Source organism: Streptomyces sp. NPDC001980 (assembly GCF_040296885.1).
GTDB lineage: Bacteria > Actinomycetota > Actinomycetes > Streptomycetales > Streptomycetaceae > Streptomyces.
The window spans coordinates 172,716-198,980 of record NZ_JBEOYD010000018.1; the positions used below are offsets into that span (position 1 = coordinate 172,716).

Below are 26,265 nucleotides of genomic sequence, written 5' to 3' on the forward strand. Positions count from 1 at the left end.
CATGGGACGAGTCTCCGCCCGGGTCCGGCGGCGGTGCCACGGAATATCCGCGGCGCCGCCGCCTTCCGGGGAGCCCTGGCGGGCTCAGGCGATGCGGGTTCCGGTGCCGCCGACGTGGACACGTGGGTCGCCCGCGCGCAGGGTGACCGTGAGTTCGCCGGGGCGGCCCAGGTCCTCGCCCTGGTGGAGGGTGAGGACGGCGTCCTCGGGGACCAGGCCGAGTTCACGGACGTAGGCGCCGAACGCGGCGGCCGCGGCGCCGGTCGCCGGGTCCTCGACGACCCCGCCGACGGGGAACGGGTCACGGACGTGGAAGACGTCGGGCGACTCGCGCCACACCAACTGCACGGTGGTCAGGTCCAGTCGGTGCATCAGCGCTTCGAGGCGCGCGAAGTCGTAGGCGAGGTCCGCGAGCCGGGTGCGGGTCGCGGCCGCGAGCACCAGATGGCGGGCGCCGGCGAACGCGATGCGGGGCGGGAAGGCCGGGTCGAGGTCGGCGGCCGGCCAGTCGAGCGCGGCCAGTGCCTCCGCGAGGTCGGCGGCGGCGATCTCCTCGGTGTGCGGCTCGACGCTGGTGAGCGTGGCCCGGACCGTCCCGCCCTCCTCGGTCACCGCCACCGGCACGGTGCCCGCGCGGGTGGCGAACACCAGCTCCCCGGGGCCGGTCCGCTCGGCGAGCGCGACGGCGGTCGCGATGGTGGCGTGCCCGCAGAACGGCACCTCGGCCTTGGGGCTGAAGTAACGGATGGTGTACGCCCGTCCGTCCTGGCCGCCGAGACCCTCCGGGGGCGCGGTCAGGAACGCGGACTCCGAGTAGCCGAGTTCGGCGGCGATGGCGAGCATGCCGGCGTCGTCCAGACCGCTGGCGTCCAGCACGACGCCGGCGGGGTTGCCGCCCGCGGGGGAGCTGGAGAAGGCGGTGTAGCGCAGGATCTCGGGCCGGGGCGCGTTCGTCGTCATGGTCGCGGCAACGTGGGGCGGGCCGAAGGCTATTCCTGAGGCTGTTCCTGGGCGCGGATGTCGCCGGGCCGGTCCTGCCGCGGGTGGTCGGGTCGGGGGCGGTCGCGCCGGTGCTGGTGGGTGGCGGTGATGCCGGCGAGGACGAGATCGATGCCGTCGAGGAACTGCTCGCGGTCGTCGTGCCCGCGCATCTGGTCCGCGACGGCCCGGGTGAACGGGTACTCGTCGGGGTCGAGTTCCTCCCACGCCTTCGACACGGTGTCGAGGAACCCGGCGCGGTCCACGCCGGGCGGAAGAGCACGGCCGATCGCGCTGTTCACGGCGTTCTGGCCGGCGGCGCCGAGGACGTAGTGCACGAGCGCGGAGGTCACCGTGAACCAGCTGCTCTCGGGCACGTCGAGGGCGCGGACCTGCTGACCGATGCTCTCGAAGATCCGCGGCGTGACCGTCCCCCAGGGGCTGCGGGAGAGCTGCGTGGCGAGCTGTGTCGCCAGCCACGGATGCCGCGCGATCGCGTCGAACAGCCCGAGCGCGACGCCCCGGATCCCGTCCTGCGGCGAGGCCGGGGCCCCGGACCCCTCCGGCGGTGGCTGCGGGGCCTCGACGGCGGAGCCGACGGCCACGGCGGCGGTGACGACCGCGTCCGTGGCGGCGGCGAGCAGCTCGTCCTTGTTCGCCACGTGCCAGTAGATCGCCCCGGGCCCGGTGGCGAGCCGTTCGGTCAGTGCCCGGAACGTCAGCCCGCTCTCGCCGGCCGTGTCCAGCAGCTCGACGGCGGCCTCGACGATGCGCTCGCGGGAGAGCGCGTCTGTGCGCCGCTGTGACCGGCGTGTCCGCGTTGCCATGGCGCCATCTTGACATGGCTGGAGCGCCGTTCCAACATGGAACAGCATTCCAGACTGGAATGCTGTTCCAGTCAGTTCCGTTCTGGTCCGTTGCAGTCCGTTGCAGTCCGTTGCAGTCCCGTCGGGCCGTCGGCCGCAAGAGGCCGGCCCCGCCCTCCCCGAGGAGTCACCATGCGTACGCCCGTCACGATCATCGGAGCCGGACTCGGCGGCCTCACCCTCGCCCGCGTCCTGCACGTCCACGGCATCCCGGCCACCGTCTACGAGGCGGAGGCCTCTCCGGCGGCCCGCGCACAGGGCGGGATGCTCGACATCCACGAGCACAACGGCCAGCCGGCGCTCCGGGAGGCAGGCCTGTACGAGGAGTTCCGCGCCCTCGTCCTGGAGGGGCGCGAGGCGACCCGGGCGCTCGCCGCCGACGGCACCGTTCTCTTCGAAGAGGCCGACGACGGCACGCGGGGCCGCCCCGAGGTGCTGCGCGGCGAGCTGCGCCGGATCCTGCTCGCATCGCTGCCGGCCGGCACCGTCCGCTGGGGCCACAAGGCCGGCGCCGTCCGTGCCGTGGGCGGGGGCCGCCACGAGGTGACGTTCGCCGACGGCACCGCCGTCACCACGAGCCTGCTGGTCGGCGCGGACGGCGCGTGGTCACGGGTACGGCCGCTGCTGTCCGCGGCGGTACCCGAGTACACCGGCACCTCGTTCGTGGAGACCTACCTGTACGACGCCGACACCCGGCACCCGGCCGCCGCGAAGGCGGTCGGCGGCGGGGCGATGTTCGCTCTCGCGCCGGGCAAGGGGATCCAGGCCCACCGGGAGACCGGCGGGACTCTCCACACCTACGTGGCGCTGCGCAGGTCGCTGGAGTGGTTCGCCGACGCCGGCTTCAACGGGCCGGCCGGTTCCGCCGGTTCCGCCGGTTCCGCCGGTCCCGCCGGGGCGGCCGCGGCCGCCGCCCGCATCGCGGCGGAGTTCGACGGCTGGGCCCCGGAGCTCACCGCGCTGATCACCGACGCCGACACCGCTCCGGTGCTGCGCCCCCTGCACACCCTGCTCGCCGAGCACCGGTGGGAGCGGGTGCCGGGGGTGACTCTGGTCGGCGACGCGGCCCACCTCATGATCCCGAACGGTGAGGGCGCCAACCTGGCGATGTACGACGGCGCCGAACTCGGCAAGGCCCTCGCGGCCCACCCCGACGACACCGAGGCCGCCCTGTCCGCGTACGAGCAGGCCATGTTCGCGCGCAGCGCCGCGGAGGCCGCCGACGCCGCCGACCTGCACGAGCACATGTTCGGCGACGACTCCCCGCACGGCCTGATCGCCATGTTCACCGGAGCGGGGGCTGGGGCGGGATCCGGAGCCGGGCAGACCGCGTGAGCGTCACGTCACGGCACGGCAGTCCCGTACGAAGACCGGCTTGAGGCGCTTCTCCGGGAGGGCCTCGGGGAGTTGTTCCCTGCTCGCCGGTGCCCTGCGGGAGCACGGGGCCGACCCCGACCAGGCCCCCGAGCCGGTCCGAGCCGGGCCGCGGTCCCGGCGGTGATCACCGCCTCGTGTCAGGCGTCGAGCTGCTGGATCGCCGTCGCCCAATTCTCGATGTGGTATCCCTTCGCCAGCCTTCCGTCGCGAACGGTGAATACATCGATCGCCATCGTCCTGAAGGACTTCCCGGTCGGAGCAGCACCCCAGAATTCCTTGACCGGCGTCCCCGTCGCCTCTCCGCGCACGATCATCATGTCGTCGACCACCTGGATGTCGACGACCTCCCACGCCAGATCGGGCACGGTCTCTCCCATGGCCTCGAACACGTCGGCCAACTGGTCACGCGTCAGGAACTCCTGATTCGTGTGGTACGAGTGATAGTCGTCGTTGCACGCCTGGGCCAGGAGTTCCGGCACGTTCTTCTCGCTCGGTCTGTTCAGCGCCTCGTAGAGCGGCGCGGAAATCCTGCGAGCCTCTTCGACGGTCATGAACGATTCGTCGCTCTTGGTCATCTGGCCCTGCCTCTTTTCCCATGCCCCGTGTCGCGGAAGGTGTCGCACCGGGCCGATCGGCGCCGGACGACCGGAGGTTATCCCGGTCGTCGATTCCGGGATCTCACCTGAACATGTGAGGGGGAGGCCGGGCGAGGAGCTCGAACGGGACCTGGCCGGTGGCGGCAAGGGGCTTGAGCGCGCGGTCTCGGCGGGTTGCCGCAGGCCTCGCACCTGCCTGTCATGCCCGGCACGTCACGTCGTGCGGCGCAGCCCCGTGACGAGCAGGCCGACCAGGCGGCGGGCGTCGTAGCGCGGGTCGTTCTCGGCGCCGATGCAGAGGTTGCCGACACCGCGCATCAGCTCGTACGCCGTCAGGTGGGCATGGATCTCGCCGGCTTCGGTCGCCGCGTCGAGGAGCCGGGTGCAGACGGGGACGAGGCGGTCCAGGAAGTAGCCGTGGAGGGCGTCGAAGCCCGCCTGGTCGGAGTGCAGGGCGGCGGCGAGGCCGTGCTTGGTGGCCAGGAAGTCCACGAACAGGTCGATCCACTCGCGCAGCGCGTCGTACGGGGTCGGGGCGCTGGTCAGCAGGGCCGGGCCGGCCTCGGCGCAGGCGTCCACCTGATGCCGGTAGACCGCGATGATCAGGTCGGCGCGGGTCGGGAAGTGCCGGTAGATCGTCGCTGTGCCGACGCCCGCGCGGGCCGCGATGTCGCGCACCGGCGCCTCCACGCCGGACGCGACGAACGCCGCCGCGGCCGCCTCCAGCAGCGTCGTCTCGTTGCGCCGGGCGTCCGCCCGCCGGGGCCGGACCGCCTGCTCCTCGTCCTTCATCGCGTGTCCTTCATCGGGCGTCCCTCGTCGGGCGTCCTTCAACGGGTGCTCTCTTCGCGGTCACTCTATCGGGGCGTTGTCAAACGGGACAGTGTTCCGTATCGTCGAAGACGTGAAACGGGACATCGTTCCGTTTGTGTCGAGTGTGTCATGTGAGGAGAGTCAGCCATGCAGTACCGCACTTTGGGCCGTACCGGTGTGCAGGTCAGCGCGCTCGGGCTCGGCGCGATGAACTTCGGGGCGATCGGCCGGACCACCCAGGAGGAGGCGACCGCGATCGTCGGCGCCGCCCTGGACGCCGGGATCAACCTGATCGACACCGCCGACATGTACGGGCAGGGCGAGTCGGAGGAGATGGTCGGCAAGGCCATCGCCGGCCGCCGCGACGACATCGTGCTGGCCACGAAGGCCGGCATGCCGATGGGCGACGAGCGCAATCACCGGGGCGGGTCACGGCGATGGCTGCTCACCGAGCTGGAGAACAGCCTGCGGCGGCTCGGCGTCGACCATGTCGACCTCTACCAGATGCACCGTTGGGACCCGGCCACGAGCGACGAGGAGACCCTGTCGGCGCTGACCGATCTGCAACGCGCCGGGAAGATCCGCCACTTCGGCTCCTCGACCTACCCGGCGTACCGGATCGTGCAGGGCCAGTGGGCCGCCCGCGAGCACCGCCTGAGCCGGTACGTCACCGAACAGCCCAGCTACTCCCTCCTCCAGCGGGGCGTCGAGTCCCATGTCCTGCCCGTGACCGAGGAGTACGGGATGGGCGTGCTGGTGTGGAGCCCGCTGGCCTCCGGCTGGCTGTCCGGCGCCGTGCGCAGGGGTCGGGCCGTCACCACCAGCCGCGCCACCCTCCTTCCCGACCGCTTCGACCTCGCCCTGCCCGCCAACCAGGCCCGGCTCGACGCCGTGGAGCGGCTGGCCGCCGTCGCCGACGGGGCCGGGCTGACCCTGATCCAGCTCGCTCTCGGCTTCGTGACCGCACACCCCGCCGTCACCAGCGCCCTCATAGGCCCCCGCACCCAGGACCACCTGCGCTCCCAGCTCGCCGCCGCCGACACCGTGCTCTCCGCCGACGTCCTGGACGCGATCGACGCGATCGTCGCCCCCGGCACCGACCTGGCCGCACACGAGAAGTACGACACCCCGCCCGCCCTGCTCGACCCGGCCCTACGCCGCCGCTGACGAGCCAACGGGCCGACGAGCCGACAAAGCCGGCGAAGGTGACGAGCTCACGGGCAGGCCGCCCCGGTCCCGGCCCCCGTCACCCGCCTTCACCGAACCGCGCGATCGCCGCCAGGACCGCCTCGTGCATCGCGGGACTGCCGGTGTGCCCCGCGTCGTCGATCACCTTCAGCTCCGCGTCCGGCCAGACCTTCGCCAGCTCCCACGCGGTCTTCAGCGGGCTGCCGATGTCCAGCCGGCCGTGGATCAGCACTCCCGGAATGCCGGCCAGCCGGTGGGCGTCCCGCAGCAGCTGTCCGTCCTCCAGCCAGGCGTCGTGGGCGAAGTAGTGCGCGCAGATGCGGACGAAGGCCATCAGGGCGTCGTCGGGCCGGTCGCTGTAGGCGCCCGGGCTGCCCAGCGCCTCATGGGCGATGACGGCGTCCTCCCAGGTGACCCAGGCACGGGCCGCGCCGTCCCGGACCGCCGCGTCCGGATCGTTCAGCAGCCTGTTGTAGGCGGCGACCAGGCTGCCGTCGCGGTCGGCGGGCGGGAGGTGGTCACGGAAGGCCTCCCAGGGGCCCGGGAGCAGGCGGCCCACGCCGTGGTAGAGCCAGTCGGTCTCCTCGGGGCGGGTCATGGTGACGCCGGCGATGACGATCTCGGAGACCCGCTCCGGGTGGCGTTCGGCGTAGGCGAGGATCAGCGTCGAGCCCCAGGAGCCGCCGTGGAGGAGCCAGCGTTCGACGCCGAGGTGCTCGCGCAGCCGTTCCATGTCGGCGATCAGGTGGTCGGTGGTGTTGTGCGCGAGGCTGACGGACGGGTCGGAGGCGTGCGGCCGGCTCTCGCCGCAGCCGCGCTGGTCGAAGAGGACGATCCGGTACACGTCGGGATCGAACAGCCTGCGGCTGTGCCGCCGCCCGCCGCTGCCCGGGCCGCCGTGCACACACAGGGCGGCCTTCCCCGCGGGGTTGCCGCTGGTCTCCCAGTAGACCCGCTGCCCGTCCCCGACATCGAGAAGCCCATGGGCGTAGGGCTCGATGGGCGGGACATCCTTGGGCATGGTGCTCTCCTTCCGGAAAGGGGCAGGAACAGCCTTTCATCTTCCCCGAGTTGGGCGAGGAGGAGGTCGCGAAGGCCCGGAAGGTCCGCCCGGGCGGACGCCGCGCCGGCGCGCGTACTCGGGTCGGTCTGAGTATCCGCACTCTGTTCGGCGCCCGTCCCCGGCCGGAACGCTGGGGACATGGGACTTCAGAGGCCCGTTCTCCGGGCGGTGGTGCCGGCATTCGTGCTGGCCGGGGTGGCGGTGGCGGCCTGGGCCGTCTGGCTGGGCTGGGACCAGGGATACGACGTGCGGGCCGACGGCTCGGTCAGCGGGCCGTACCAGCCGTGGCAGGTCGCCGGGCTGGCCGTGACCCTGCTCGCGGCGGTGTGCTGCGCGGCGGCCCGGGGGAACAGTGCCGCTGCCGTGGGCGGTACGACCGCGGGGCTGACCCTCGCCGCCTATGTCGACTGGTCGGGCGATGCCAGTGGACTGTTCATGGTCGGGGTGGTGCTGGTCATGGTGGGGAGTTTCGTCGCCTCCGCCGTCGCCTCGGCCGTCGTGTCCGCCGCGACCGACACGCTGCGGCGGGACCGGCCGCTCACCCCCCGATAGGTCACGTGGGTCGTACGGCTCACGCGGCTCACGCCGAGAGCGGCTGTTCCGCCCAGATCGTCTTGCCGGTGGGGGTCTGGCGGCTGCCCCAGCGTTCCGAGACCTGGGCGACCAGGAGCAGGCCCCGGCCGCCCTCGTCGTAGACGCGCGCCCGGCGCAGGTGCGGGGCGGTGCTGCTGCCGTCGGAGACCTCGCAGATGAGGGAGGCGTCGCGGATCAGGCGGAGGGCTATCGGGCCGTCGCCGTAGCGGACCGCGTTCGTGACCAGTTCGCTGACGATCAGTTCGGTGGCGAAGGCCGCGTCCGTCAGGCCCCAGGCCTCCAGCTGCTCGCAGGCCATCTTGCGGGCCCCGGCGACGGCGGCCGGGTGCTGGGGGAGCTGCCAGGTGCGGACCTTGGCGGCGTCCAGGGCGGAGGTGCGGGCGAGGAGGAGGACGATGTCGTCGGCCGGGTGGTCGGTCAGGACCGTGCGCAGGACGTGGTCGCAGGTCTCCTCCAGGGGCGCGGTGGGGTCGGCGAGGGCCCGGCGGAGCAGGCCGAGGCCCACCTCGATGTCGTGGTCGGCGGTCTCCACCAGGCCGTCGGTGTAGAGGGCGAGCAGGCTGCCCTCCGCGAGCTCCACCTCGGCGGACTCGAAGGGCAGGCCGCCCAGGCCGAGCGGCGGGCCGGCCGGAAGGTCGAGGAAGCGGACGTCGCCGCCGGGGGTGACCAGGGCCGGCGGCGGATGACCGGCGCGGGCCATGGTGCAGCGCCGGGTCACCGGGTCGTACACGGCGTACAGACAGGTCGCGCCGACGTCCCCGGACGACGCCGTCTCCGCCCGGCCGGGCACCTCCGGGCCCTCCTCGCGGTCGAGCCGGATGACCAGGTCGTCCAGCTGGGTGAGGAGTTCGTCGGGGGCGAGGTCGACGTCCGCCAGCGTCCGTACCGCTGTCCGCAGGCGGCCCATGGTGGCCGAGGCGCGGATGCCGTGGCCGACGACGTCGCCGACGACCAGGGCGACCCGGGCGCCGGAGAGCGGGATCACGTCGAACCAGTCGCCGCCGACGTCCGCGCCGGCCCCGGTGGGCAGGTAGCGGTAGGCCACCTCCGTCGCCGCCAGGCCCGGCGGCCGGCCGGGCAGCAGGCTGCGCTGCAGGGCGAGCGCGGTGCGGCGCTCCCGGGTGTAGCGGCGGGCGTTGTCCACGCTCACCGCGGCCCTGGCGACGATCTCCTCCGCGAGCCGCTGGTCGTCCTCGGTGAACGACTCGGGGGTGCGGTGCCGCAGGAAGTGGACGAGGCCGAGGGTGACGCCGCGGGCCCGCAGCGGGACCATCAGCACCGAGTGGATCCGGTGCCGGGCGACGGACTCGGCGCGGGCCTGGGAGGTCCTGAGCCACTCCTGCATGCCCGGGTCGCCGGGCCGGTGGCGGGTGCCGTGGCCGGTGAGCAGCGTCCACATCGGGGGCGTGTCCACCGGGTAGCGGAACGCGTCGCCGGGGGCGGCCGCCGCCTCCGGGCAGCCCACCAGCACCGACCGCTGGGCCGTCCGGCGCACGGCGGCCGGTTCGCCCGGTGTCACGGGCACCGGCTCGTCGCCGAGGACGACGGACTCCAGCAGGTCGACGGTGACGAAGTCCGCGAAGCCGGACACGGCCACCTCGGCCAGCTCCTCGGCGGTGCGGGTCACGTCCAGAGTGGTGCCGATGCGCATGCTGGCGTCGTTGAGGACGGCCAGGTGGCGGCGGGCCCAGTACTGCTCCGTGGTGTCGAAGACGACCGCGGACAGGCCCTGCACCGTGCCGCTCTCGTCCTTCAGCGGGGAGAAGTACATCGACCAGGAGTGCTCCCGGGTCTCCCCGGGAGCCTGGGCGTGCTGCTCGTGGAAGATCGTCCGTCCGGTGCGCAGGACCTGCCGCTGGAGGCGGTCGTACTCGTCGAAGGGGAAGCTGGGCTCGATCTCCGACAGGGTCAGGCCCCGCATCTCCGCCGCGGACAGGCCCATGATCCGGGACATGGCGTCGTTGGCGGCGACGAACCGGGCCTCACAGTCGTAGATCGCCACCGGCGTGGGCAGCTGGGCGAGCGTGAGGTCCCACAGGGTCGCCGCCCCGGGCTGGTCGCGTCCGGCCACGGTCGTCCGCGGGGCACCGGTCACCAGCCAGAGCGGCCTGTCGCCCGTGTCCGCGAGCGGAACGCCCTGGAGGTGTACGACGATCCGGTCGCCGTTGCGGTGCAGCAGCGCCACCTCGGTGGACCAGCGCTGCCCGTCGGCGAGGTGCCGGCGCGCGGACACCGGCAGGTCGGCGGCGAGCAGCATCCGGGCGGAACGGCCGACGACCTCGGCGGGCTCGTACCCGAGCAGCAGCCGGGCACCCGCACTCCACACCAGTACCGCCCCGCCGGCGTCGACGACGACCGCCAGGTCCTCCGGTACGCGACCCTCCATGGTGCCTCCGGCTGTCCGGGTACCCCTCCCAGGATCGCGCTGCCCGGAACCCCCTACAACCGGCGGGCTCGGCGGGCTCGGCGTGCGGTGATGGCGACGTGGAGCCGTCAGCCGGTGTCCCCGCGCAGGGCCCGGTCGATCGCGGCCAGCGCGCCGGTCAGCCGGGTGTAGTCGTCGGCGGTCAGCGGCCCGACGAAGAACTCCTCCACGACCCGGGCGTGCACGGCGGCCGCGCCCAGGAACGCCGTACGCCCCTCGGCGGTCGGCTCCACCAGGGCCACCCGCCGGTCGCCGGGGGACGGCACCCGCCGGACCAGCCCCGCCTCCTCCATGCGGTCGATCAGTCGGGTGGTACCGCTGCTGGTGAGCGTGAGGCCGTCGGCCAGCTGCCGTTGGGAGACCTCCTCGCCGGATCGCCGGCAGAGCAGTATCAGCACTTCCAGCATGGTGTGGCTGATCCCGCACTCCCGGCGCAGTGCGCTGTCGATGCGCTGTTCCAGGCGGGTGGCGGACGTGATCAGCAGCCCGAAGTCCCGGACGAGCGGGCTGTTGGCGGCACGGGTGGCGGCTTCGGCGTCGTGCTGGGGCGTGGAGTTCATCGCGACCGACCTTACTGCGACCGCACCTACTGCCGAGGCAATGGCTGCGCACTCAATTACTGACGGAATGATTGCTGACTAGATGATTGCTGACTGGTCAATTAAATCGTACGGTGGGAGCACCGCGAGCGAGAGGAAGATCCGTGGATCTGCAGCACTGGCTCGGCCGAGCCACCGAGGCGATACAGCAGTGGGCCGGCACCTTCGGCCCCTACCGGTCCCACCCGTCCCTCGACGTCGCCGACGACCGCTTCGCTCCGGTCTTCGCCGAGTTCACGGACCGGCTGAAGGACAACTACCCCTTCTTCCACCCGCACTACGCGGGCCAGATGCTCAAGCCCCCGCACCCCGCCGCGGTGGTCGGCCACCTCACCGCGATGCTGATCAACCCCAACAACCACGCCCTGGACGGCGGCCCCGCCACCGCGGCGATGGAACGCGAGGCGGTCGCGCAGCTCGCCGCGATGTTCGGGTACGGCACACACCTCGGCCACCTCACCACGAGCGGCACCATCGCCAACCTGGAAGCCCTCTTCGTCGCCCGCGAACTCCACCCCGGCCGGGGCATCGCGCACAGCGCCGACGCCCACTACACCCACGGCCGCATGTGCCACGTCCTGGACATGACCAGCCATCCCGTCCGCACCGACGACCAGGGCCGGATGGACCTCGACGCGCTGGCGGACGTACTGGAGACCGGTGACGTCGGCACCGTCGTCGTCACCACCGGCACCACCGGGCTCGGCGCCGTCGACCCCGTCCACGAGATCCTGCCGCTCGCCGAGCGGTACGGCGTCCGCGTCCACGTCGACGCGGCCTACGGCGGCTTCTTCACGCTCCTCGCCGGCGCCGACGGCCCCGAGGGGCTGCCGCCCGAGCCCTGGCGGGCCCTCGCCCGGGCCGACTCGATCGTCGTCGACCCGCACAAGCACGGACTCCAGCCGTACGGCTGCGGGGCCGTCCTCTTCCGCGACCCCGAGGTCGGCCGCTTCTACCTGCACGACTCGCCGTACACCTACTTCACCTCCGGCGAGCTCCACCTGGGCGAGATCAGCCTGGAGTGCTCCCGCGCCGGTGCCGCGGCGGCGGCCCTGTGGCTCACCTTCCGGCTCCTGCCGCCCACACCCGACGGCCTCGGCAAGGTACTGGCGGCCGGGCGCCGGGCCGCCCTGCGCTGGGCGGACCTGATCGAGGCGTCGGACGCCCTGGAGCTCTACCAGCACCCCCAGCTGGACATCGTCACCTACTTCCCGGCCACCGACCCGGCCGCCCTCACGGCGATCGACGCCGCCTCCGCCCGCGTCCTGACCGACGGCATGGCCGCCCCCGACCCGGTCTTCCTCAGCACCCTCAAGGCCGACCGCGCCGCCTTCGCCGCCCGCCACCCCAAGATCACCGCGGACGCGGACGGCGCCCGGATCCTGCGCAGCGTCCTGATGAAGCCGGAGTCGGAGGACCACGTCGAGGACCTGCACGAGCGGGTGGAGCGGCTGGTCGTCCACCCGAGCGGGCCGAAGGAGTCCGCCCGATAGTCTGGCCGCGGCTTCCCGTTACGCGGTTTTCTGTTATGCCGACGGCGTCGACCGACCCTCCCCTTGTATGAGCGACTTCTCACCCAGTGGACATGACGCGCACACCGCCGTCGTCAGTGCCGCGCAGGCCGGCGACCAGCGGGCGCTCGACGTGCTCGTGGCGGACCATCTGCCCCTCGTCTACAACGTCGTCGGGCGCGCCCTGAACGCACCCTCCGACACCGACGACGTCGTCCAGGACGTCATGTTCCAGATGGTCCGCGACGTGGGGCAGCTGCGCGATCCCGCCGCGTTCCGTTCCTGGCTGGTGGCGATCGCGATGCGCCAGGTGCGCCGGCACTGGCGGCTGCGGCGGGCGGCGCCGCAGGCCGACGCCGAGTGGCTGGAGGAGACCGCGCAACTCGCCGATCCCGGGGCCGACTTCGCCGACCTCACCATCACCGTGCTGCACCTGTCCGACCAGCGGCGCGAGACCGCCGAGGCGACCCGCTGGCTGGACGCGGAGGACCGCGAACTGCTCGCCGTGTGGTGGATGGAGGTGGCCGGGCAGCTCACCCGCGCCGAACTGGCCGCAGCCCTGGAGATCCCGCCCGCGCAGGCGGGTGTCCGGGTGCAGCGGCTGAAGGCCCGGCTGGAGGTCGCGCGGGCCGTGGTGCGGGCCCTGGAGGCGGTGCCGCGCTGCCCGGACCTGGACGGGATGCTGTACGGCTGGGACGGCCGGCCGAGCGGTCTGTGGCGCAAGCGGGTGGCCCGGCACACCCGTGAATGCCCGGTCTGCGACGGGGTGTTCGCCGAAGCCGACGTGGTCCCGGCCGAGCGGCTGCTCGCGGACCTGGCCCTGGTACCGGTCCCGCCGGTACTCGCCGCACTGACGGCGGCGGCCCTACGGGCGGCCGGCGGCAACGCCACCACCGCCACCACCGCCACGCACGCCACCACCGTCGCGCACACCACCCGTACGGCCAGGCTGACCAAGGCGGCCAAGGTGACCAAGGCGGCCAATGCAGCCAAGGCGACCTCCGCCGGAAAGCTCGCCGCCCTCCTCTCGCTGGCCGCCGCGGGCGTCGCCGGTGTCACGATCGCCGCGGTCGCCCTGGCCGTCGGCCCGGGCGACCCCACGTCACCCACGGCCGCCGCGCTCTCCGCCTCGCCCACCGCCCGCTCCGCGCCCCCGGCCGCGTCCGCCTCCCCCTCGCCGTCGTCCACATCGGCCTCGCCGTCGGCGACCACCCGGCCCCACCCCACCAAGAAGCCGGCGACCACCGCGGCAGCGGCCCCGAACCCCACGACCGTCGACACGAAGCTCCCGGTCCGCGCCGCCTTCTACTACCCCTGGTACGACAAGAACCCGCACACCGACGGCGGCAGCCAGTACACGGCCTCGGCGTCCGACTACGACCAGGACGACCCGGCGACCGTCGACCGGCAGATCAAGGACATGCAGTACGGCGGCCTGCAGGCCGGCATCGCCTCCTGGTGGGGCGCCGGCAAGCGCGAGGACAAGCGGATGCCGCTGCTGATGTCCGAGGGCGCCGAGCTGGGCTTCTCCTGGACGACGTACTACGAGAACGAGGCGTACGGGAACCCGTCCGTGACCCAGATCCACAGCGACCTCGTGTACCTGCGCAAGTACTCCGACCAGAAGACCTGGCTGCACATCGACGGCAAGCCGGTGATCTTCGTGTACGCGGCGGGCGACGACGGCTGCGACATGGTCGACCGGTGGACCGAGGCCAACCGCACCGCGGGCTACTACGTCGTCCTCAAGGTGTTCGGCGGCTACCGGACGTGCGCGAACCAGCCGCAGGGCTGGCACCAGTACGCGTCCAGCCTGGACCTCCAGCAGGGCTACTCGGCGATCCTGTCGCCGGGCTTCTACAAGTACGACGCCGACGCACCGGTCGTCCCCCGTGACCTCGACCGGTTCCGCCGCGACGCCACGACCGTCGCCACCTCCGGTGCGCCCTTCCAGCTTCTCGTCACCTACAACGAGTGGGGCGAGGGCACGGCCGCCGAGTCCGCCACGGCCTGGGCCAGCCCCAGCGGCCACGGCGCCTACATGGACGTCCTGCACGACGTCTTCACGGCACACCCCCGCTGACGGGGGTCCGGTCGGGTCAGCCGCCGGACGCCGCGTGCCCGACCTGCTCGGTGAACCCGAGCTCGCGCAGCGCGGTGCGCAGCCGCGCCGCGGCGTCGTCAAGGGCGGCCTCGTCCGTCTCCAACTCGGCCCGGGAGAAGTCGAGTTCGGCCATGCCCCAGGCGGGCGCGACATGGATGTGCAGATGCGGCACCTCGAAGCCCGCGATGACCAGACCGGCCCGGGGCGCGTCCCAGGCGCGCCGCACCCCGCGGCCGATCGCCTGGGCCACCGTGACGCAGCGGGCCAGCAGTTCGCCGTCCGTGTCGGTCCACTGGTCCACCTCCCGCCGGGGCACCACCAGGGTGTGCCCCGGGGCCAGCGGGGCGATGCTGAGGAACGCGGCGACCTCGGAGTCCTGCCAGACGAACCGGGCGGGCAGTTCTCCGGCGAGGATCCGGGAAAAGAGCGTCGGCATGCGGTGAGTATCCCCCGCGTCCCGAGCGGCCGTCAGCGGATCTCGGTTCACGAGGGTTCACGAGGTTTCAGGAGGGTTCAGGAGGGTTCAGGAGTGCGGGCGCCCGGTCCGCAGCAGGAGCACGGCGAGGTCGTCGGTGTGGCCGCCGGCCGGCCAGGCCTGGTGGACGAGGCCGTCGATGAGGTGCTCCAGGTCGTCGGCGTCGGCGCGGGCGAGGTGCTCGGCGAGGGCTGCGGTGGCGTGGTCGACGTCGGTGCCGGGGCGTTCGACGAGGCCGTCGGTGTAGAGGGCGAGGAGGGCGCCCACCGGGAGCGGGCCGCGGGTGAGGGGGTAGCGGGCGCAGGCGTCGACGCCCAGCGGCGGTCCGGGGTCCAGGTAGACGGGGTGGGCCCGGCCGGCCGCCGGCCGCAGCAGCGGCGGTACGTGGCCGGCGCCGGCCAGGGTCAGCTCGCGCCGGGCCAGGTCCAGGTGGACGTAGAGGCAGGTCACCAGGAGGTCCGGGGTCAGGTCGGCGAGCAGCCGGTTGGTGCGGGCGATGACCTGGTCCGGGGCGGCGCCGGCGGTGGCGTGGGCGTGGATGGCGATACGGACCTGGCCCATCAGGGCGGCCGCGGCCATGCTGTGGCCCTCCACGTCGCCGATGACGGCGCCCGCGCAGGTGTCGTCCAGGCGCAGCAGGTCGTAGAAGTCGCCGCCGACGTCGATGCCGTGCCCGGCCGGCAGGTAGCGGGCGGCGACGGTGAGACCGGGCACGGTGGGGAGGCGGCGCGGCAGCAGCGCCTGCTGGAGCTGGTGGACGAGGTGGTGCTGGGTGTCGTAGAGGCGGGCCCGGTCCAGGGCCTGGGCGAGCAGACCTGCCAGCGGGGTGAGGACGGCGCGTTCGTCGGCGGTGAAGACGTGGGGGCGTTCGTAGGAGAGGACGCAGCAGCCGACCGGACGCCCCGAGATGACCAGGGGCAGGAAGGCCCACGCCTGTTTCCCGCTGGCCTGCGGCACCCGCGGATAGCTGTGGGCCAGCTCGGCCGGGCTGCCGAAGAAGGCGGGGACGCCGCTCGCCAGGACCTGGCCGGCCGGGGTGATGCCGGTGTCGAGGGGAAGGGCGTCGAGGCGTTCGACGGCCTCGGCGGAGTAGCCGTGCTGCCCGGCGATCCGCAGGCGGCCCGCCTCGGCGATGCTGAGCATGAGTCCCTGGGCGCCGAACGCCGGCAGGACCTGGTCCGCGATCAGCGCGACCAGGTCCCGGGTGGTCACCGTCTCCGTCAGCCCGGCCGCCAGGTGGACCAGCTGGTAGAGGCGTCCGGGCGTGGTCGGGGCCGGCTCCGCGCGCCCGCTCGTTCCGGCCGCCTTCTCCGCCCCGGCGGTGATGCGCACGCTGATGCCGCTGGCGTCCGGATGGAGGTGGAAGGTCAGCCACCGGTCCGGCGGGCGGAGCGCGCTGAAGGACACCGCCGCCCGGCTGACGACCGCCAGCCGGTACTGCTCCTCGTACCTCAGGTCGTCCAGCCACGGCAGGGACTGCCAGGGCCGGGTGCCCAGCAGCCGGTCGGCGTCCCGGCCGAGCAGCCGCGCGGCCGGGGCGGACATGAAGGTGACCCTGCCCTCCAGATCCAGCGACACGGCACCCTCCGGGATCCGGTCGAGGTAGTCGACGGCGGCCGGCGCGGTCTGGGCGGGGTGGTGCCGGGAGTCCACGGTCACGACGCGCGGCCGGTCGGGGAGGGTGGGCGGCACCGGCGAGTCGTCCAGGAGCCGGGCCAGCGCGCGGGCGCTGGCGGTGATGTGGTGGCGTTCGCGGGTGGTGGCCCGGGGCGGGTGGTCGGCGGGCCACATCAGCACGACCCCGCCCCAGCGGCGGCGCACCCCGCGCAGCGGGACCGCGGCGAGCGCGAAGGGGTACGGCAGGACGGTCGCCGTCCGCGGGTAGCGGCGCGCCATCTCGTCCTGGGAGCCGACCCAGACCAGGTGGTCCTCCTTGATCGCGTCGGCCACCGGGACGGGGGCGGTCAGCGGCAGCCGCTGCCAGGGTGCGGTGAAGTCGACGGGCAGCCCGCACAGCGCCACCAGGCGCAGCAGCGCGGCCGGCTCCTCGATGAGGTAGACACCGCCGATCGCCGCCCCCGTCCGGCGCACCATGTCGGCCAGCGCCACGCCCAGGGCGTCGTCGACCGCGAGGTCACCCCTGGGCCGGGCACGGAGCCGCATGACGTTCGTCCTCCGGTCGTGTGCGGTGGGCGGCGGACGCCGCACGGAGCCTCTCCCGGGCCCGCTACGGCGGCGTATACCACCTATTCGCGACAATATGCGCATATTTTCTCGCGGCAACGGCGATCTGCCGACGCCTGCGGCCGTCCCCACCGGCGCCGGTCCGGCGAAGTCCGCTCCGGTCCGGCAGCGCCCCGAGGGGCGCTGGGGGTGCCCCCGGCCGAAGGCTGGGGGAGGAGCTGCGCGACCGGCCACGACGGCGCCGCAGTCGACTGACGGCATATCGCGGCTTCCGGCAGAGCGCTTAGGATCCGGGGCATGGCTCTGACCGTGACCGACGTCGACCGGTTCGAGGCGGCCCGGCCGCGCCTGGCGGCCATCGCCTACCGCCTCCTCGGTTCCGCGAGCGAGGCCGAGGACGCCGTGCAGGACACGTACCTGCGCTGGCAGGCCGCCGACACCGGCCGTGTCGAGGTCCCCGAGGCCTGGCTGACGAAGGTGCTCACCAACCTGTGCCTCAACCAGCTCACCTCGGCCCGCGCCCGGCGCGAGACGTACGTGGGCCAGTGGCTCCCCGAGCCGCTGCTCGCCGGCGACCCGCTGCTCGGCCCCGCCGACACCGCGGAACGGCGGGAGTCGGTGTCGTACGCGGTCCTGGTCCTGCTGGAGCGTCTTGCCCCGGCCGAGCGTGCGGTGTACGTGCTGCGGGAGGCCTTCGACTACCCGCACCGGGAGATCGCCCGGATCCTCGACGTCACCGAGGCCGCCAGCCAGCAGATCCTGCACCGGGCCAGGAAGCACGTCGCGCAGGGCAGGGTCCGCGCCGAGGTCGACGAGGCCGCCGCCCGGCGGATCATCGAGGAGTTCCTCGCGGCCGCGACCAGCGGCCGGACCGAGCCGCTCGTCCGGCTGCTCACCGAGGACGCCGTCGCGGTCGGTGACGGCGGCGGGAAGGTCCCGGCCGCGGCCAGGGCGTTCGAGGGTGCCCTCGCGGTCGCGAAGTTCATGCGGGGCCTCTTCAAACAGGGCCCGGCCCAGCGGGCCCTGGCCGGCGGCTCCGTCGAGCTGTACGCCACGACCGCCAACGGCGGCCCCGCGCTGGTGGCGGTCGTCGGCGGCCGGGTCTTCGGCGTGATGTGCCTGGAGATCACCACCGAGGGCATCGCCGCGTTCCGCAACCAGGTCAACCCCGACAAGCTGGAGCGCGCGACCCGGCAGTGGGCGGCGACCGGCCACGGCGAACCCCTTGCCCGTCTCTTCTGACGCGCCGCCGACTCCGATGTGATCCGCTTCACACCGCATCCCTGTCAGGAAACGGCGGGCCGCCCGGTTCAGGGGGCGACCCGCTGAAGAGCTGGATGACAGGAGCACGGACATGCAGCACCGCATCGTCGTCCTCGGCGCCGGATACGCCGGAGCCGTCGCCGCCGGCCGCCTCGCCCGGCGGCTGCGCCCCGAGGACGCCGCCATCACCCTCGTCAACGCCGAACCCGACTTCGTCGAGCGCGTCCGGATGCATCAGCTCGCGACCGGCCAGGAGCTGCGGCTGCGGCCCTTCGCCGAGATGTTCGCGGGGACCGGCGTGCGGCTGAGGCTCGCGAGGGTCACGGCGGTGGACGTCGACCGCAGGACGGTCACGACGGTCCCCACCGCCGAGAAGGGCGCACCGGAACCGCAGGAACTGGAGGAACCGGAGGAACTGGAGTACGACACCCTCGTGTACGCCCTCGGCAGCGCCTGGAACGACCAGGGCGTCCCCGGCGCCGCCGAGCACGCCGACCAGATCGCGAGCCGCCCCGGCGCGCTCCGGCTGCGCCGGCGCCTCGCCGCCCTGGAGGCCGGACAGCAGGTGCTCGTGGTCGGCGGCGGACTCACCGGTCTGGAGGCCGTGACCGAGATCGCCGAGGCCCGCCCGGACCTCGACGTCGCCCTCGCCGCGCGCGGCGCCCTCGGCGACTGGCTCTCGCCGAAGGGCCGTCGGCACCTGCGGAAGGTCGTCGACGGGCTCGGCGTCACCGTGCACGAGCACACCGCCGTCACCGCCGTGGCGCGCGACCACGTGACCACGGCCGAGGGCGGGTCGGTCCCGGCCGCGGTCACCCTGTGGACCACCGGCTTCGCCGTCCATCCCATCTCGCGGGCCACCGACCTGGAGGTCACCGGCGCGGGCCGGATCGTCGTCGACCGGACCATGCGCTCGGTCTCGCACCCGGACGTGTACGCCATCGGCGACGCGGCCCTGGCGACGGGCCCGGCCGGCAACCCGCTCCGCATGTCCTGCGCCTCGGGCCTCCCGATGGCCTGGCAGGCCGCCGACGCCATCGCGGCCCGCCTGACCGGCGGGAAGCTCCCCAACACCCCGCTCCGCTACTTCAACCAGTGCGTCTCGCTGGGCCGCAGGCAGGGCCTCATCCAGTACGTCACGGCCGACGACCGCGCCGTACGGGCGGCCCTGACCGGCCGGCCGGCCGCCCGCTACAAGGAACTGATCTGCAAGGGCGCGGCCTGGGCCGTGGCCCACCCGATGCTCGGCCTCCCGTCCCGGCGCCGCCGCGTCGTACCGGATGCCGCCCGGTCGGACGCACCACTCGCGACCACGCCCCCGACACCGGCCTGACCGCCCACCCGGGAGGCACCGGCCCCGGCCCTTCTCAGCCCTTCGGCCCCGCCGACTGCACCACCTCGAAGGACCACAGCGTCGACCCGGAGGCCGCCGGCTTCGGCCGCTCGCCCTCCGCACCCCCCTGGTGCGCCGCCTTCATCGGCCCCTCCATCCACGCCTGGAAGGACTCCTCGTCCTTCCAGCGCGTGTACACCAGGTACTGCTCGGTCCCCTCGACCGGGCACAGGATGTGCGGATGAACTGGGCCGTTCTAGTCCGCCTGTCCACGGACGAGGACGACGAGCCCGCCGGCGAACCGTCCGAGAGCGCTGGCCAACGATGCGGCCCCATGACCGGCCGCGACAACAAGAGCACCAAGGAGCAGGAGCGCGACGGCCGGGACTACACAGCCCGCCATGGCGGGGTACCTGCGTGCACATCTACTACGAGCCCGACACCTCGGCATGGCGCAAGAAACGCGTCCGCCTCCCAGACGGCCGAGTGGCCTACCGAGTCATCCGCCCCGTCTTCGAAGGCGCCTTGGAAGACCTCAAGTCCGGCCGAGCGCCCGACGGCCGACGCCTGGACGGCCTGATCGTCTACGACATCGACCGCCTGACACGCGACAACCGGCACCTTGAAGACGCCATCGACGTCGTGGAGCGTCACCGCCGGCCCATCATCGACATCAACGGCAGCCTTGATCTCCTCACGGAGAACGGGCGTGCCACGGCGCGCGTGGTCGTGGCGATGAGCAACGAGCAATCCGCCGACACGGCAAGGCGCGTACGACGCAAGCACAGAGCGTTGGAACGCGAGGGAATCCCGACAGGGGGAGTACGACCGTTCGGCTGGCTGGAGGACAAGCGAACCCTGCACCCGGTCGAATCAAAGCTCCTGCGGGAAGCGGCACTTGGCATCCTTGGCGGTGCTCCGGTGCGCGCCTTCCCAGTCCGCTGGAACGAGACCGGGGTGACGACGCCGCGCGGAAGCACGTGGAACCCCACCAAGCTCAAGATGGTGCTGCGTAACGCGCGCATCTGCGGAATCCGTTCACGCAAGGTACGCACCCTCAACCCCGACACGGGAACCGAGAACGAACGCTGGGAGATCGTCTACGGGGACGATGGCGAACCGGTCCGCGGGCAGTGGGAGCGGATCATCTCCGTCGAGCAGCAGCAGACTGCCGCGCACGGAAAGCCGGTCGACCTGCGCGCGGAGTGGGAGGGGCTCACCCTGCCGGAACAGCGGGCGTACGTGGAGCAGACGCTCACGGCCGTCTTGGTCAGCCCGGCAGTCGGGCGGCGCAAGCCAGTCCGGACGAGGCTTACCCCGCTCTTCCGGACGGAGGACGACGCTTAGGCTGGAAGGGCTGGTCAGCGCCGGCTCTTGATGTCCCACAGCGTCTGTTCGATCGGGCCCACCAGGACGTCGACCAGGCCGTAGCGGTCCCGCACCTCGCGGTTCGTCCGTTCGGGAAATGTGCGACCTTCCTCGCCCTTCCGTGCGATGACCTCCGACACCTCTACACCATGGAGGCCAAAGCGCCAGTAGGTAGTAACGCGGCGCGGTTCCCTCGTGTATTCGTCGATTGTATTGTTCTCTTGCACCTCGGCGCTTTGGACGATGGTGTCGTATTCCTTCTCCCCTCTCTTCATCCACTGGGGCAGTTCGACGCCCTGCCAGGAGTAGCCAGGCCGGCCAAAGGCCCCCAAATTGAGCCTGTCTTTGCGCGCCAAGCTAACGGTGGCATAGAACGCCAAATGGTCGTATGGCGTGTCGATGGGAAGCTGAATAACGGTTCGCGTGAGCGATTCGTTGCTTGCTTCGACCCAGTGTCCGGCAGGAATCCACGGCTGTGCCGCCACCAACTCACCGGGCTGGTAGACCTCCCTGCGGGAGAGCGGGTGCTTCTCCCGGTATTTGACCCATTGTTCGGCGTCGTACCGCCACTTCCCGCGGGCCCGGTCCGTCTTGCTCAGCGGCACATACTCCCCCATGGCGTGGAACTCAGTGCCCAACACATAGAAACCCACATCACTGTGGTTCACGAGCTTGATGTCGACCGGCACGGAGAACGCCTTGCGGTCCCCGCTGAGCACCGCCTTGCCCACGCTCAGATGCACGAGAGGTTCGACCCCGCGCCGGTACGGCTGATAGAGGCTCTGGTAACTAAAATTGGCGACCGCTACAATTGTGGAGACGATCAGTGCCGCAGCCACCCGCTTCGGAGTGGGAATCTCGTCCAATCTCCGCCACACCAGGACGACAGCCCACAGCGAACCCAGCATAAGCAAACCGAACAGTACCGGATAGCGGACTCTGTCACCGTCCTTCCATGTCTGAAGCAAGAGCAATGTGTTCGTCAACAACGCCACGCCGGTACTGATCAGCGCGATCAATCCGAAGTTGGAAATCGGCCCGCGGATCCAACAGTCCACGACCGCGGCAAAACCCACGAACATGGTGAGGGCTGCCAACATGAGGGCCGCTCCGGTGACGCAGCCCGGGAAAGTCAGAGCCGCGCTGAAGTCCTGGAGACCGCACCAGCCCACCGGCAACGCCGTCAGGAGCAGGACCAGCAGGACCCCTGCCATTTCTGCCCGTGAGCATTTGGATTTTGTCAGGCCCCGTCGCACCATCACGTGCGAGCCGGAGCGGGACCCTGAGGCGGGCCCGGGGGGAGTCGTCACATGATCACCTCCTGGTAACGCATCGGGATCCGAGCACTATGACCCCTGGCCTTCAGCAACCCCCTCCGCGACCAGAGAACGAGGAAAACCAGCTCAGGACACGAGTGCTAAAGGGTTGCCCCGCAACGGTCGGCCACGCATGAGATGATCTTGATGTGGCTGGTGTGATCACGGCGTCGGAGCCGTCCTAATCCGGTGATAGCGACAGTCCTTGAGGGAGTGGACCCGACGGAGTGTTCGAGCAGTAGACGCGTTGGTCGCGATGGCGGTCACGTGGTCGCCGAGCAGTCGAAGAACTATCGGTACTCCACCAACCATCAGGTCGTCATCGACGCCGACACCCGGCTCGTCGTCGCCGTCGGCCGGCCCCTGCCCGGCAACCGGAACGACTGCAAGGCATGGGAACTGTCCGGAGCCAAGGGCGCTGTCGGTAAGGCCGTTGTCATCGCCGACGGTGGATTACCGGGGCACGGACCTGGTCATCCCGCACCGCCGCGAGCGTGGGCAGGACGCACTTCCGGCGTGGAAGGAGGAGCACAATGCCTCCCACCGCAAAGTCCGGGCCCGTGTCGAGCACGTCTTCGCCCGCATGAAGACCTGGAAGATCCTTCGCGACTGTCGCCTGAAGGGCGACGGCGTCCACCACGCCATGCTCGGCATTGCCCGCCTGCACAATGTCGTCCTCACCGGCTAGGACCAGGCGGGACGCGCCTGGTCAGCCGGGCTTTGTTATCCCGCCCAAGGGAGTTCGGCGTGGCGAGACCCTGCGATGGCTGATCCTCCAGCCGTCAGAGGTACGCACGACGGTGTCGTCGTAGGAGACGGAACCACAGGAACCGTCCGCCTTGATACCCAGCCCCTTGGAACGGACCCGCACCCGGCCGTCCGCCCATGCCGTGACGACGACGTTGGTGACGTGATGTGCGACAGGGTTGGCGGCCCCCAGCGCCCATGCCGCTTCTTGGATAGCCGCCACCCCGAACAGCGGCTCCTGGCCGAAGTCGGTCAGGTCGTAGACCACATCGGCGGTGAACAACTCCTCCAACCGGTCAAGGCTTCCGTCGTCAACGAGGTGACCGTGCAACGAGACCAGTTCGGTGATGGCCAAGCGATCTTCAAGAGCGAGCGACACACGTGTCCCCTCCGGCCCTGCGTGGAAAGCGCCTCCTCCTACTCGTCGGTGGGGACGGTGGGTTCACAGGGTGGTGCGGTGGGGGCGTATGCGTCGGCTCCGCACATCGGCGAGGAAGGCCAGGGCGAGCATGCACCTCATGCCGGTCGTCACGTCACGTCATGTGAACGACCGGCTGTAGTACCGGGCCGGACTCATGCAGGACGAGAAGCGGCGCCACAGCTGACGGGATTTCGGCGATGTCTGTGACTGAGGGTGGCATGGACATGGACTGGGGGCGCTGACACCATCTGATGAATGGCCGACGACAGCAGAACGCGTTCCTCGATCTGGCACAATCGCGAATTCCTGCTGTTATGGGGCGGCCAGACGGTCAGCGAGATGGGGACGCAGATCACCGTTCTCGCTCTGCCGTTGGTCGCCGTCGTGTTGTTGGAAGCCTCCGCGTTCCAGGTCGGCCTATTGGCGGCGGCGGAGACAAGTGCGTTTCTCCTGGTGGCGCTGCCTGCCGGGGCCATAGTGGACCGGATCGCCAAGCGCCGGCTGATGATCTGGTGCGACCTCGCGCTGTTCGTGGTGATCGGCTCGGTGCCGCTGGCACACGCCGCCGGAGCGCTGACGCTCGCTCAGCTCTATGTGGTCGCACTGGTCTCCGGCGTGCTCTCCGTGTTCTTCTCGGTCGCCTACCAGGCCTATCTGCCGACGGTCCTTCACCGCGACCAGCTCATGGACGGCAACGGCAAGCTCGCCGCCTCCCGGTCGGTCGCGCAGATCGCCGGACCCAGTACGGGCGCGGGGCTGGTGACGCTGGTGGGCGCCGCGGGGGCGATGGCCGCCGACGCGTTCTCCTTCGCGTTTTCGGCGTGCTCGTTGTCGGCGATCCGTACCCGTGAGCCGAGCCGTCCCCGGCCACAAGCCGACCAGCGTCCCACGCTGCGGTCGCAGATCCGTGAGGGCCTCGACCATGTCTTCCGCGATCCCATCCTGCGCAACTCGGTGGCGTTCAACGGCACCGCCAACTTCTTCGTCATCATGGTGGAGACCCTCGGCCCGGTGTTCCTGATCCGCACGCTGCATCTACGGCCGGGCCTGGTCGGGCTGCTGCTGGCGCTGGGGGCCGTCGGTGGGGTAGCGGGCGGCGTGGCGGCACGGTACCTCGCCCTGAGGTTCGGCTCGGCGCGGATCAGCTGGATCTCGATGACCGTGCTGTCGCTGCCCGGTCTGCTCATCCCACTGGCCGGGCGCGGTTGGTGGGTCCTGCTGTTCGGCATCGGCTGGATCTCGTGGACCTTCTCCTCCACCGTCGCGGGCATCTCGCTGACCAGCTACCGCCAGGCCGCCTGCCCGCCGGAGATGCTCGGCCGGGTCAGCGCCGCCGCTCGCTGGATCACCTGGGGCACACTGCCGCTCGGCGGTCTGGCCGGCGGCGCGCTCGCCACCGCCTTCGGCGTCCAGACCACGTTGTGGATCGCCGTCGCCGGCGGCTGCTGCGCGGGACTGTGGCTGTTCTTCTCACCGTTGCGCGGCATGCGCGACATCCCGCTCAAGGAACCCGAACCTGAACCCGAAGCCGTGGCCGAAAAGCCGTGACAACACCCCGATGTCGTCAGGCCGTTCACCACGGCCGACCGAACGACCGGCGCCGCCACCAGGAACGGGTGTCGTCGAGGACAGTCACACCGTCATCGGATGGGGGAACCAATGATCCCGCTTTCCCACGCCTGACATGGACTGTGGTTTTTGTCCCGACTCGGAGAACATGGCGCGGCCTACAACGTGCCACTGGCCCTCCGGCTGACCGGAAGCCTCGACCGCGATGCGCTGAACATGCAGGGTTCTTGTGGTGCATCTACCGAAGCGTTGACTCCAGCGGTTCAGGCACCACAGCGCAACTTGAGGGCCGGCGTCGGTGGGCATGCCCTCAAGACGTGGAGCCCCTTCCCTTGACGAGGAAGAGGCCCGGTTGCACGCGTTCTGTCCTCGACCGAGGACAGGCTCAGACCCACTCCACCTCTGAGGCGATCCGTGGGGCGCCTCCAGAGCTCGGCAGCGGCGTATGAGGGGAAGCCGACAGATGGCGCAGCCGAAGGACCGTGGTCTATGCCAACGTGCACCCCGGTCGGTGATGAAGACCAGGTGGCCTCTGATCTAGGCGTTCTTTGGTTCGGCCTGCTGAACCACCTCGAAGGACCACAGGGTCGAACCCGACGCTGCTGGCTTCGGCTTCTCGCCACCTTCCTCACCGCCGCCCTGGTGCGCCGCCTTCATGGGCCCCTCCATCCACGCCTGGAACGACTCCTCGTCGCGCCACCGCGTGTAGACGAGGTAGTTGTCAGTGCCTTCAACCGGACGGAGAAGCTCGAACCACTCGAACCCGTCGGAGCTCTCCACGGCGTGGGCGCGATGGGCGAATCGCTTCTCCAGCGTCTCCTGCTGGTCGGCGGGCACGGTCAGTACGTTGATCTTGACTACGCTCATGGGCCCATCCTGCCGCAGGGGTGATCAGGAGGGCGTGAGCGACTGGGACCTATCTTCGGTACATCTGGCAGCCGGTGACCGTGTTGCCGTGGCGCTGCCGTAGCTTCCGTGGCCATGTTCAAGTGGTGGCATGTGCCGGCGGACGACGAACGGCAGGGATGGACTCTGGATCCATTCGTGAGCGTGGGGCCGCTGGGGTTCGGTATGGCTCCCGGCGAGCCTTCTGAGGCACTGAGCGGGGTCACAGGGGAAGCTCAGCGTCATACGCGTAGCCGTCGTGCGAACGAAACTGCCCATGTCGTTGTGGAGGGCGAGTACCGAGAGTTCGGTCTGAAGCTCTACTACCGGGAGGAACGGCTGGCCGGCGTCGTGGTCGATGCACTGCGAGGGCCTCAGGTCTCCGTGGAGGTGAGGCCCTGGACGACCTCACCCACTTCCTGTCCCGGGAAGCCTGGTCGCGCTGCTGAGCACTCCCGCGGCTGTCGCCGTAAACGCACTTCAGGCGCTGAACACGGCGTTGTGGCGTAGCTGTTCGACGCACCACCGGAAGTGCCCGTCGCTGTCGTCGAGGCCGAAGAGGTCGTAGGTGGTGAGGGCGTATGCGGCTC

The 26,265-nt window shown here is 71.4% G+C and carries 21 protein-coding genes and 2 pseudogenes; 10 read left to right on the forward strand and 13 right to left on the reverse strand.

Going from position 1 to position 26,265, the window contains the following annotated elements; genetic code table 11:
* Positions 1-84: 84 nt before the first annotated feature.
* Positions 85-960 carry a PhzF family phenazine biosynthesis protein gene (locus ABT137_RS27000; protein WP_351713241.1) on the reverse strand — a complete coding sequence of 292 codons (876 nt, stop codon included), beginning with the start codon at positions 958-960 and terminating at the stop codon, positions 85-87.
* A 29-nt stretch (positions 961-989) separates the two neighbouring features.
* Positions 990-1,805 carry a TetR family transcriptional regulator gene (locus ABT137_RS27005; protein ID WP_351713244.1) on the reverse strand — a complete coding sequence of 272 codons (816 nt, stop codon included), beginning with the start codon at positions 1,803-1,805 and terminating at the stop codon, positions 990-992.
* A gap of 171 nt (positions 1,806-1,976) precedes the next feature.
* Between ABT137_RS27005 and ABT137_RS27010 the strand changes: the two genes are divergently transcribed.
* A complete protein-coding gene (locus ABT137_RS27010; protein ID WP_351713246.1) occupies positions 1,977-3,179 on the forward strand; it encodes an FAD-dependent oxidoreductase in 1,203 nt (400 codons plus the stop codon).
* Between the two features lie 179 nt (positions 3,180-3,358).
* Here ABT137_RS27010 and ABT137_RS27015 read toward each other — a convergent pair whose 3' ends face one another.
* Both ABT137_RS27015 and ABT137_RS27020 read right to left on the reverse strand, forming a co-directional pair.
* Positions 3,359-3,796, reverse strand: coding sequence for an ester cyclase (locus ABT137_RS27015; RefSeq protein WP_351713248.1), 438 nt, complete (start codon positions 3,794-3,796; stop codon positions 3,359-3,361).
* A 234-nt stretch (positions 3,797-4,030) separates the two neighbouring features.
* Complete coding sequence (locus ABT137_RS27020; RefSeq protein ID WP_351713250.1) at positions 4,031-4,609, reverse strand: TetR/AcrR family transcriptional regulator; 579 nt, start codon at positions 4,607-4,609, stop codon at positions 4,031-4,033.
* A gap of 168 nt (positions 4,610-4,777) precedes the next feature.
* On the opposite strand from ABT137_RS27020, the gene ABT137_RS27025 reads away from it, so the two are divergent.
* Positions 4,778-5,797, forward strand: a complete 1,020-nt coding sequence (locus ABT137_RS27025) for an aldo/keto reductase (protein WP_351713252.1) — start codon at positions 4,778-4,780, stop codon at positions 5,795-5,797.
* A gap of 79 nt (positions 5,798-5,876) precedes the next feature.
* Here ABT137_RS27025 and pip read toward each other — a convergent pair whose 3' ends face one another.
* Positions 5,877-6,839, reverse strand: coding sequence for a prolyl aminopeptidase (gene pip / locus ABT137_RS27030; protein ID WP_351713254.1), 963 nt, complete (start codon positions 6,837-6,839; stop codon positions 5,877-5,879).
* Between the two features lie 180 nt (positions 6,840-7,019).
* Between pip and ABT137_RS27035 the strand changes: the two genes are divergently transcribed.
* A complete protein-coding gene (locus ABT137_RS27035) occupies positions 7,020-7,433 on the forward strand; it encodes a hypothetical protein (protein ID WP_351713256.1) in 414 nt (137 codons plus the stop codon).
* Between the two features lie 28 nt (positions 7,434-7,461).
* On the opposite strand, the gene ABT137_RS27040 is transcribed toward ABT137_RS27035, so the two are convergent.
* Together ABT137_RS27040 and ABT137_RS27045 are read right to left on the reverse strand one after the other, a co-directional pair.
* Positions 7,462-9,861, reverse strand: a complete 2,400-nt coding sequence (locus ABT137_RS27040) for a SpoIIE family protein phosphatase (protein WP_351713258.1) — start codon at positions 9,859-9,861, stop codon at positions 7,462-7,464.
* 107 nt (positions 9,862-9,968) lie between these two features.
* Complete coding sequence (locus ABT137_RS27045) at positions 9,969-10,460, reverse strand: MarR family winged helix-turn-helix transcriptional regulator (protein WP_351713259.1); 492 nt, start codon at positions 10,458-10,460, stop codon at positions 9,969-9,971.
* 143 nt (positions 10,461-10,603) lie between these two features.
* Here ABT137_RS27045 and ABT137_RS27050 point away from each other — a divergent pair, with 143 nt between their 5' ends.
* Both ABT137_RS27050 and ABT137_RS27055 read left to right on the forward strand, forming a co-directional pair.
* Positions 10,604-11,992, forward strand: coding sequence for a pyridoxal phosphate-dependent decarboxylase family protein (locus ABT137_RS27050; protein WP_351713261.1), 1,389 nt, complete (start codon positions 10,604-10,606; stop codon positions 11,990-11,992).
* A 67-nt stretch (positions 11,993-12,059) separates the two neighbouring features.
* On the forward strand, positions 12,060-14,093 hold the full coding sequence (locus tag ABT137_RS27055) for a sigma-70 family RNA polymerase sigma factor (protein ID WP_351713263.1): 2,034 nt from the start codon (positions 12,060-12,062) through the stop codon (positions 14,091-14,093).
* A 16-nt stretch (positions 14,094-14,109) separates the two neighbouring features.
* Here ABT137_RS27055 and ABT137_RS27060 read toward each other — a convergent pair whose 3' ends face one another.
* Together ABT137_RS27060 and ABT137_RS27065 are read right to left on the reverse strand one after the other, a co-directional pair.
* The gene (locus ABT137_RS27060) at positions 14,110-14,550 is read right to left on the reverse strand and encodes an HIT family protein (RefSeq protein ID WP_351713265.1); all 441 of its coding nucleotides are present in this window, start codon (positions 14,548-14,550) and stop codon (positions 14,110-14,112) included.
* A gap of 87 nt (positions 14,551-14,637) precedes the next feature.
* A complete protein-coding gene (locus tag ABT137_RS27065; RefSeq protein WP_351713267.1) occupies positions 14,638-16,752 on the reverse strand; it encodes a SpoIIE family protein phosphatase in 2,115 nt (704 codons plus the stop codon).
* Positions 16,753-17,070: 318 nt separating this feature from the next.
* On the opposite strand from ABT137_RS27065, the gene ABT137_RS27070 reads away from it, so the two are divergent.
* Both ABT137_RS27070 and ABT137_RS27075 read left to right on the forward strand, forming a co-directional pair.
* Positions 17,071-18,015: an RNA polymerase sigma-70 factor gene (locus tag ABT137_RS27070; RefSeq protein ID WP_351713269.1), complete on the forward strand. Its 945-nt coding sequence runs from the start codon at positions 17,071-17,073 to the stop codon at positions 18,013-18,015.
* A gap of 112 nt (positions 18,016-18,127) precedes the next feature.
* The gene (locus tag ABT137_RS27075; RefSeq protein ID WP_351713271.1) at positions 18,128-19,369 is read left to right on the forward strand and encodes an NAD(P)/FAD-dependent oxidoreductase; all 1,242 of its coding nucleotides are present in this window, start codon (positions 18,128-18,130) and stop codon (positions 19,367-19,369) included.
* A 34-nt stretch (positions 19,370-19,403) separates the two neighbouring features.
* Here ABT137_RS27075 and ABT137_RS27080 read toward each other — a convergent pair.
* A pseudogene (locus tag ABT137_RS27080) lies at positions 19,404-19,604 on the reverse strand (antibiotic biosynthesis monooxygenase family protein); the annotation flags it as partial.
* A gap of 182 nt (positions 19,605-19,786) precedes the next feature.
* On the opposite strand from ABT137_RS27080, the gene ABT137_RS27085 reads away from it, so the two are divergent.
* On the forward strand, positions 19,787-20,716 hold the full coding sequence (locus ABT137_RS27085; RefSeq protein ID WP_351713273.1) for a recombinase family protein: 930 nt from the start codon (positions 19,787-19,789) through the stop codon (positions 20,714-20,716).
* Between the two features lie 14 nt (positions 20,717-20,730).
* Here the strand turns inward: ABT137_RS27085 and ABT137_RS27090 are convergent, their stop codons facing one another.
* Positions 20,731-21,951 carry a hypothetical protein gene (locus ABT137_RS27090; protein ID WP_351713275.1) on the reverse strand — a complete coding sequence of 407 codons (1,221 nt, stop codon included), beginning with the start codon at positions 21,949-21,951 and terminating at the stop codon, positions 20,731-20,733.
* A 366-nt stretch (positions 21,952-22,317) separates the two neighbouring features.
* On the opposite strand from ABT137_RS27090, the pseudogene ABT137_RS27095 reads away from it, so the two are divergent.
* Positions 22,318-22,741, forward strand: a pseudogene (locus ABT137_RS27095) (transposase); the annotation flags it as partial.
* A 21-nt stretch (positions 22,742-22,762) separates the two neighbouring features.
* Here the strand turns inward: ABT137_RS27095 and ABT137_RS27100 are convergent.
* Positions 22,763-23,179: a nuclear transport factor 2 family protein gene (locus ABT137_RS27100; RefSeq protein ID WP_351713277.1), complete on the reverse strand. Its 417-nt coding sequence runs from the start codon at positions 23,177-23,179 to the stop codon at positions 22,763-22,765.
* Between the two features lie 297 nt (positions 23,180-23,476).
* Between ABT137_RS27100 and ABT137_RS27105 the strand changes: the two genes are divergently transcribed.
* Entirely contained in the window at positions 23,477-24,769 is a 1,293-nt protein-coding gene (locus ABT137_RS27105) for an MFS transporter (RefSeq protein ID WP_351713279.1), read from the forward strand.
* Positions 24,770-25,327: 558 nt separating this feature from the next.
* Here ABT137_RS27105 and ABT137_RS27110 read toward each other — a convergent pair.
* Positions 25,328-25,657, reverse strand: a complete 330-nt coding sequence (locus ABT137_RS27110; RefSeq protein WP_351713281.1) for an antibiotic biosynthesis monooxygenase family protein — start codon at positions 25,655-25,657, stop codon at positions 25,328-25,330.
* Positions 25,658-26,265 lie beyond the last annotated feature (608 nt).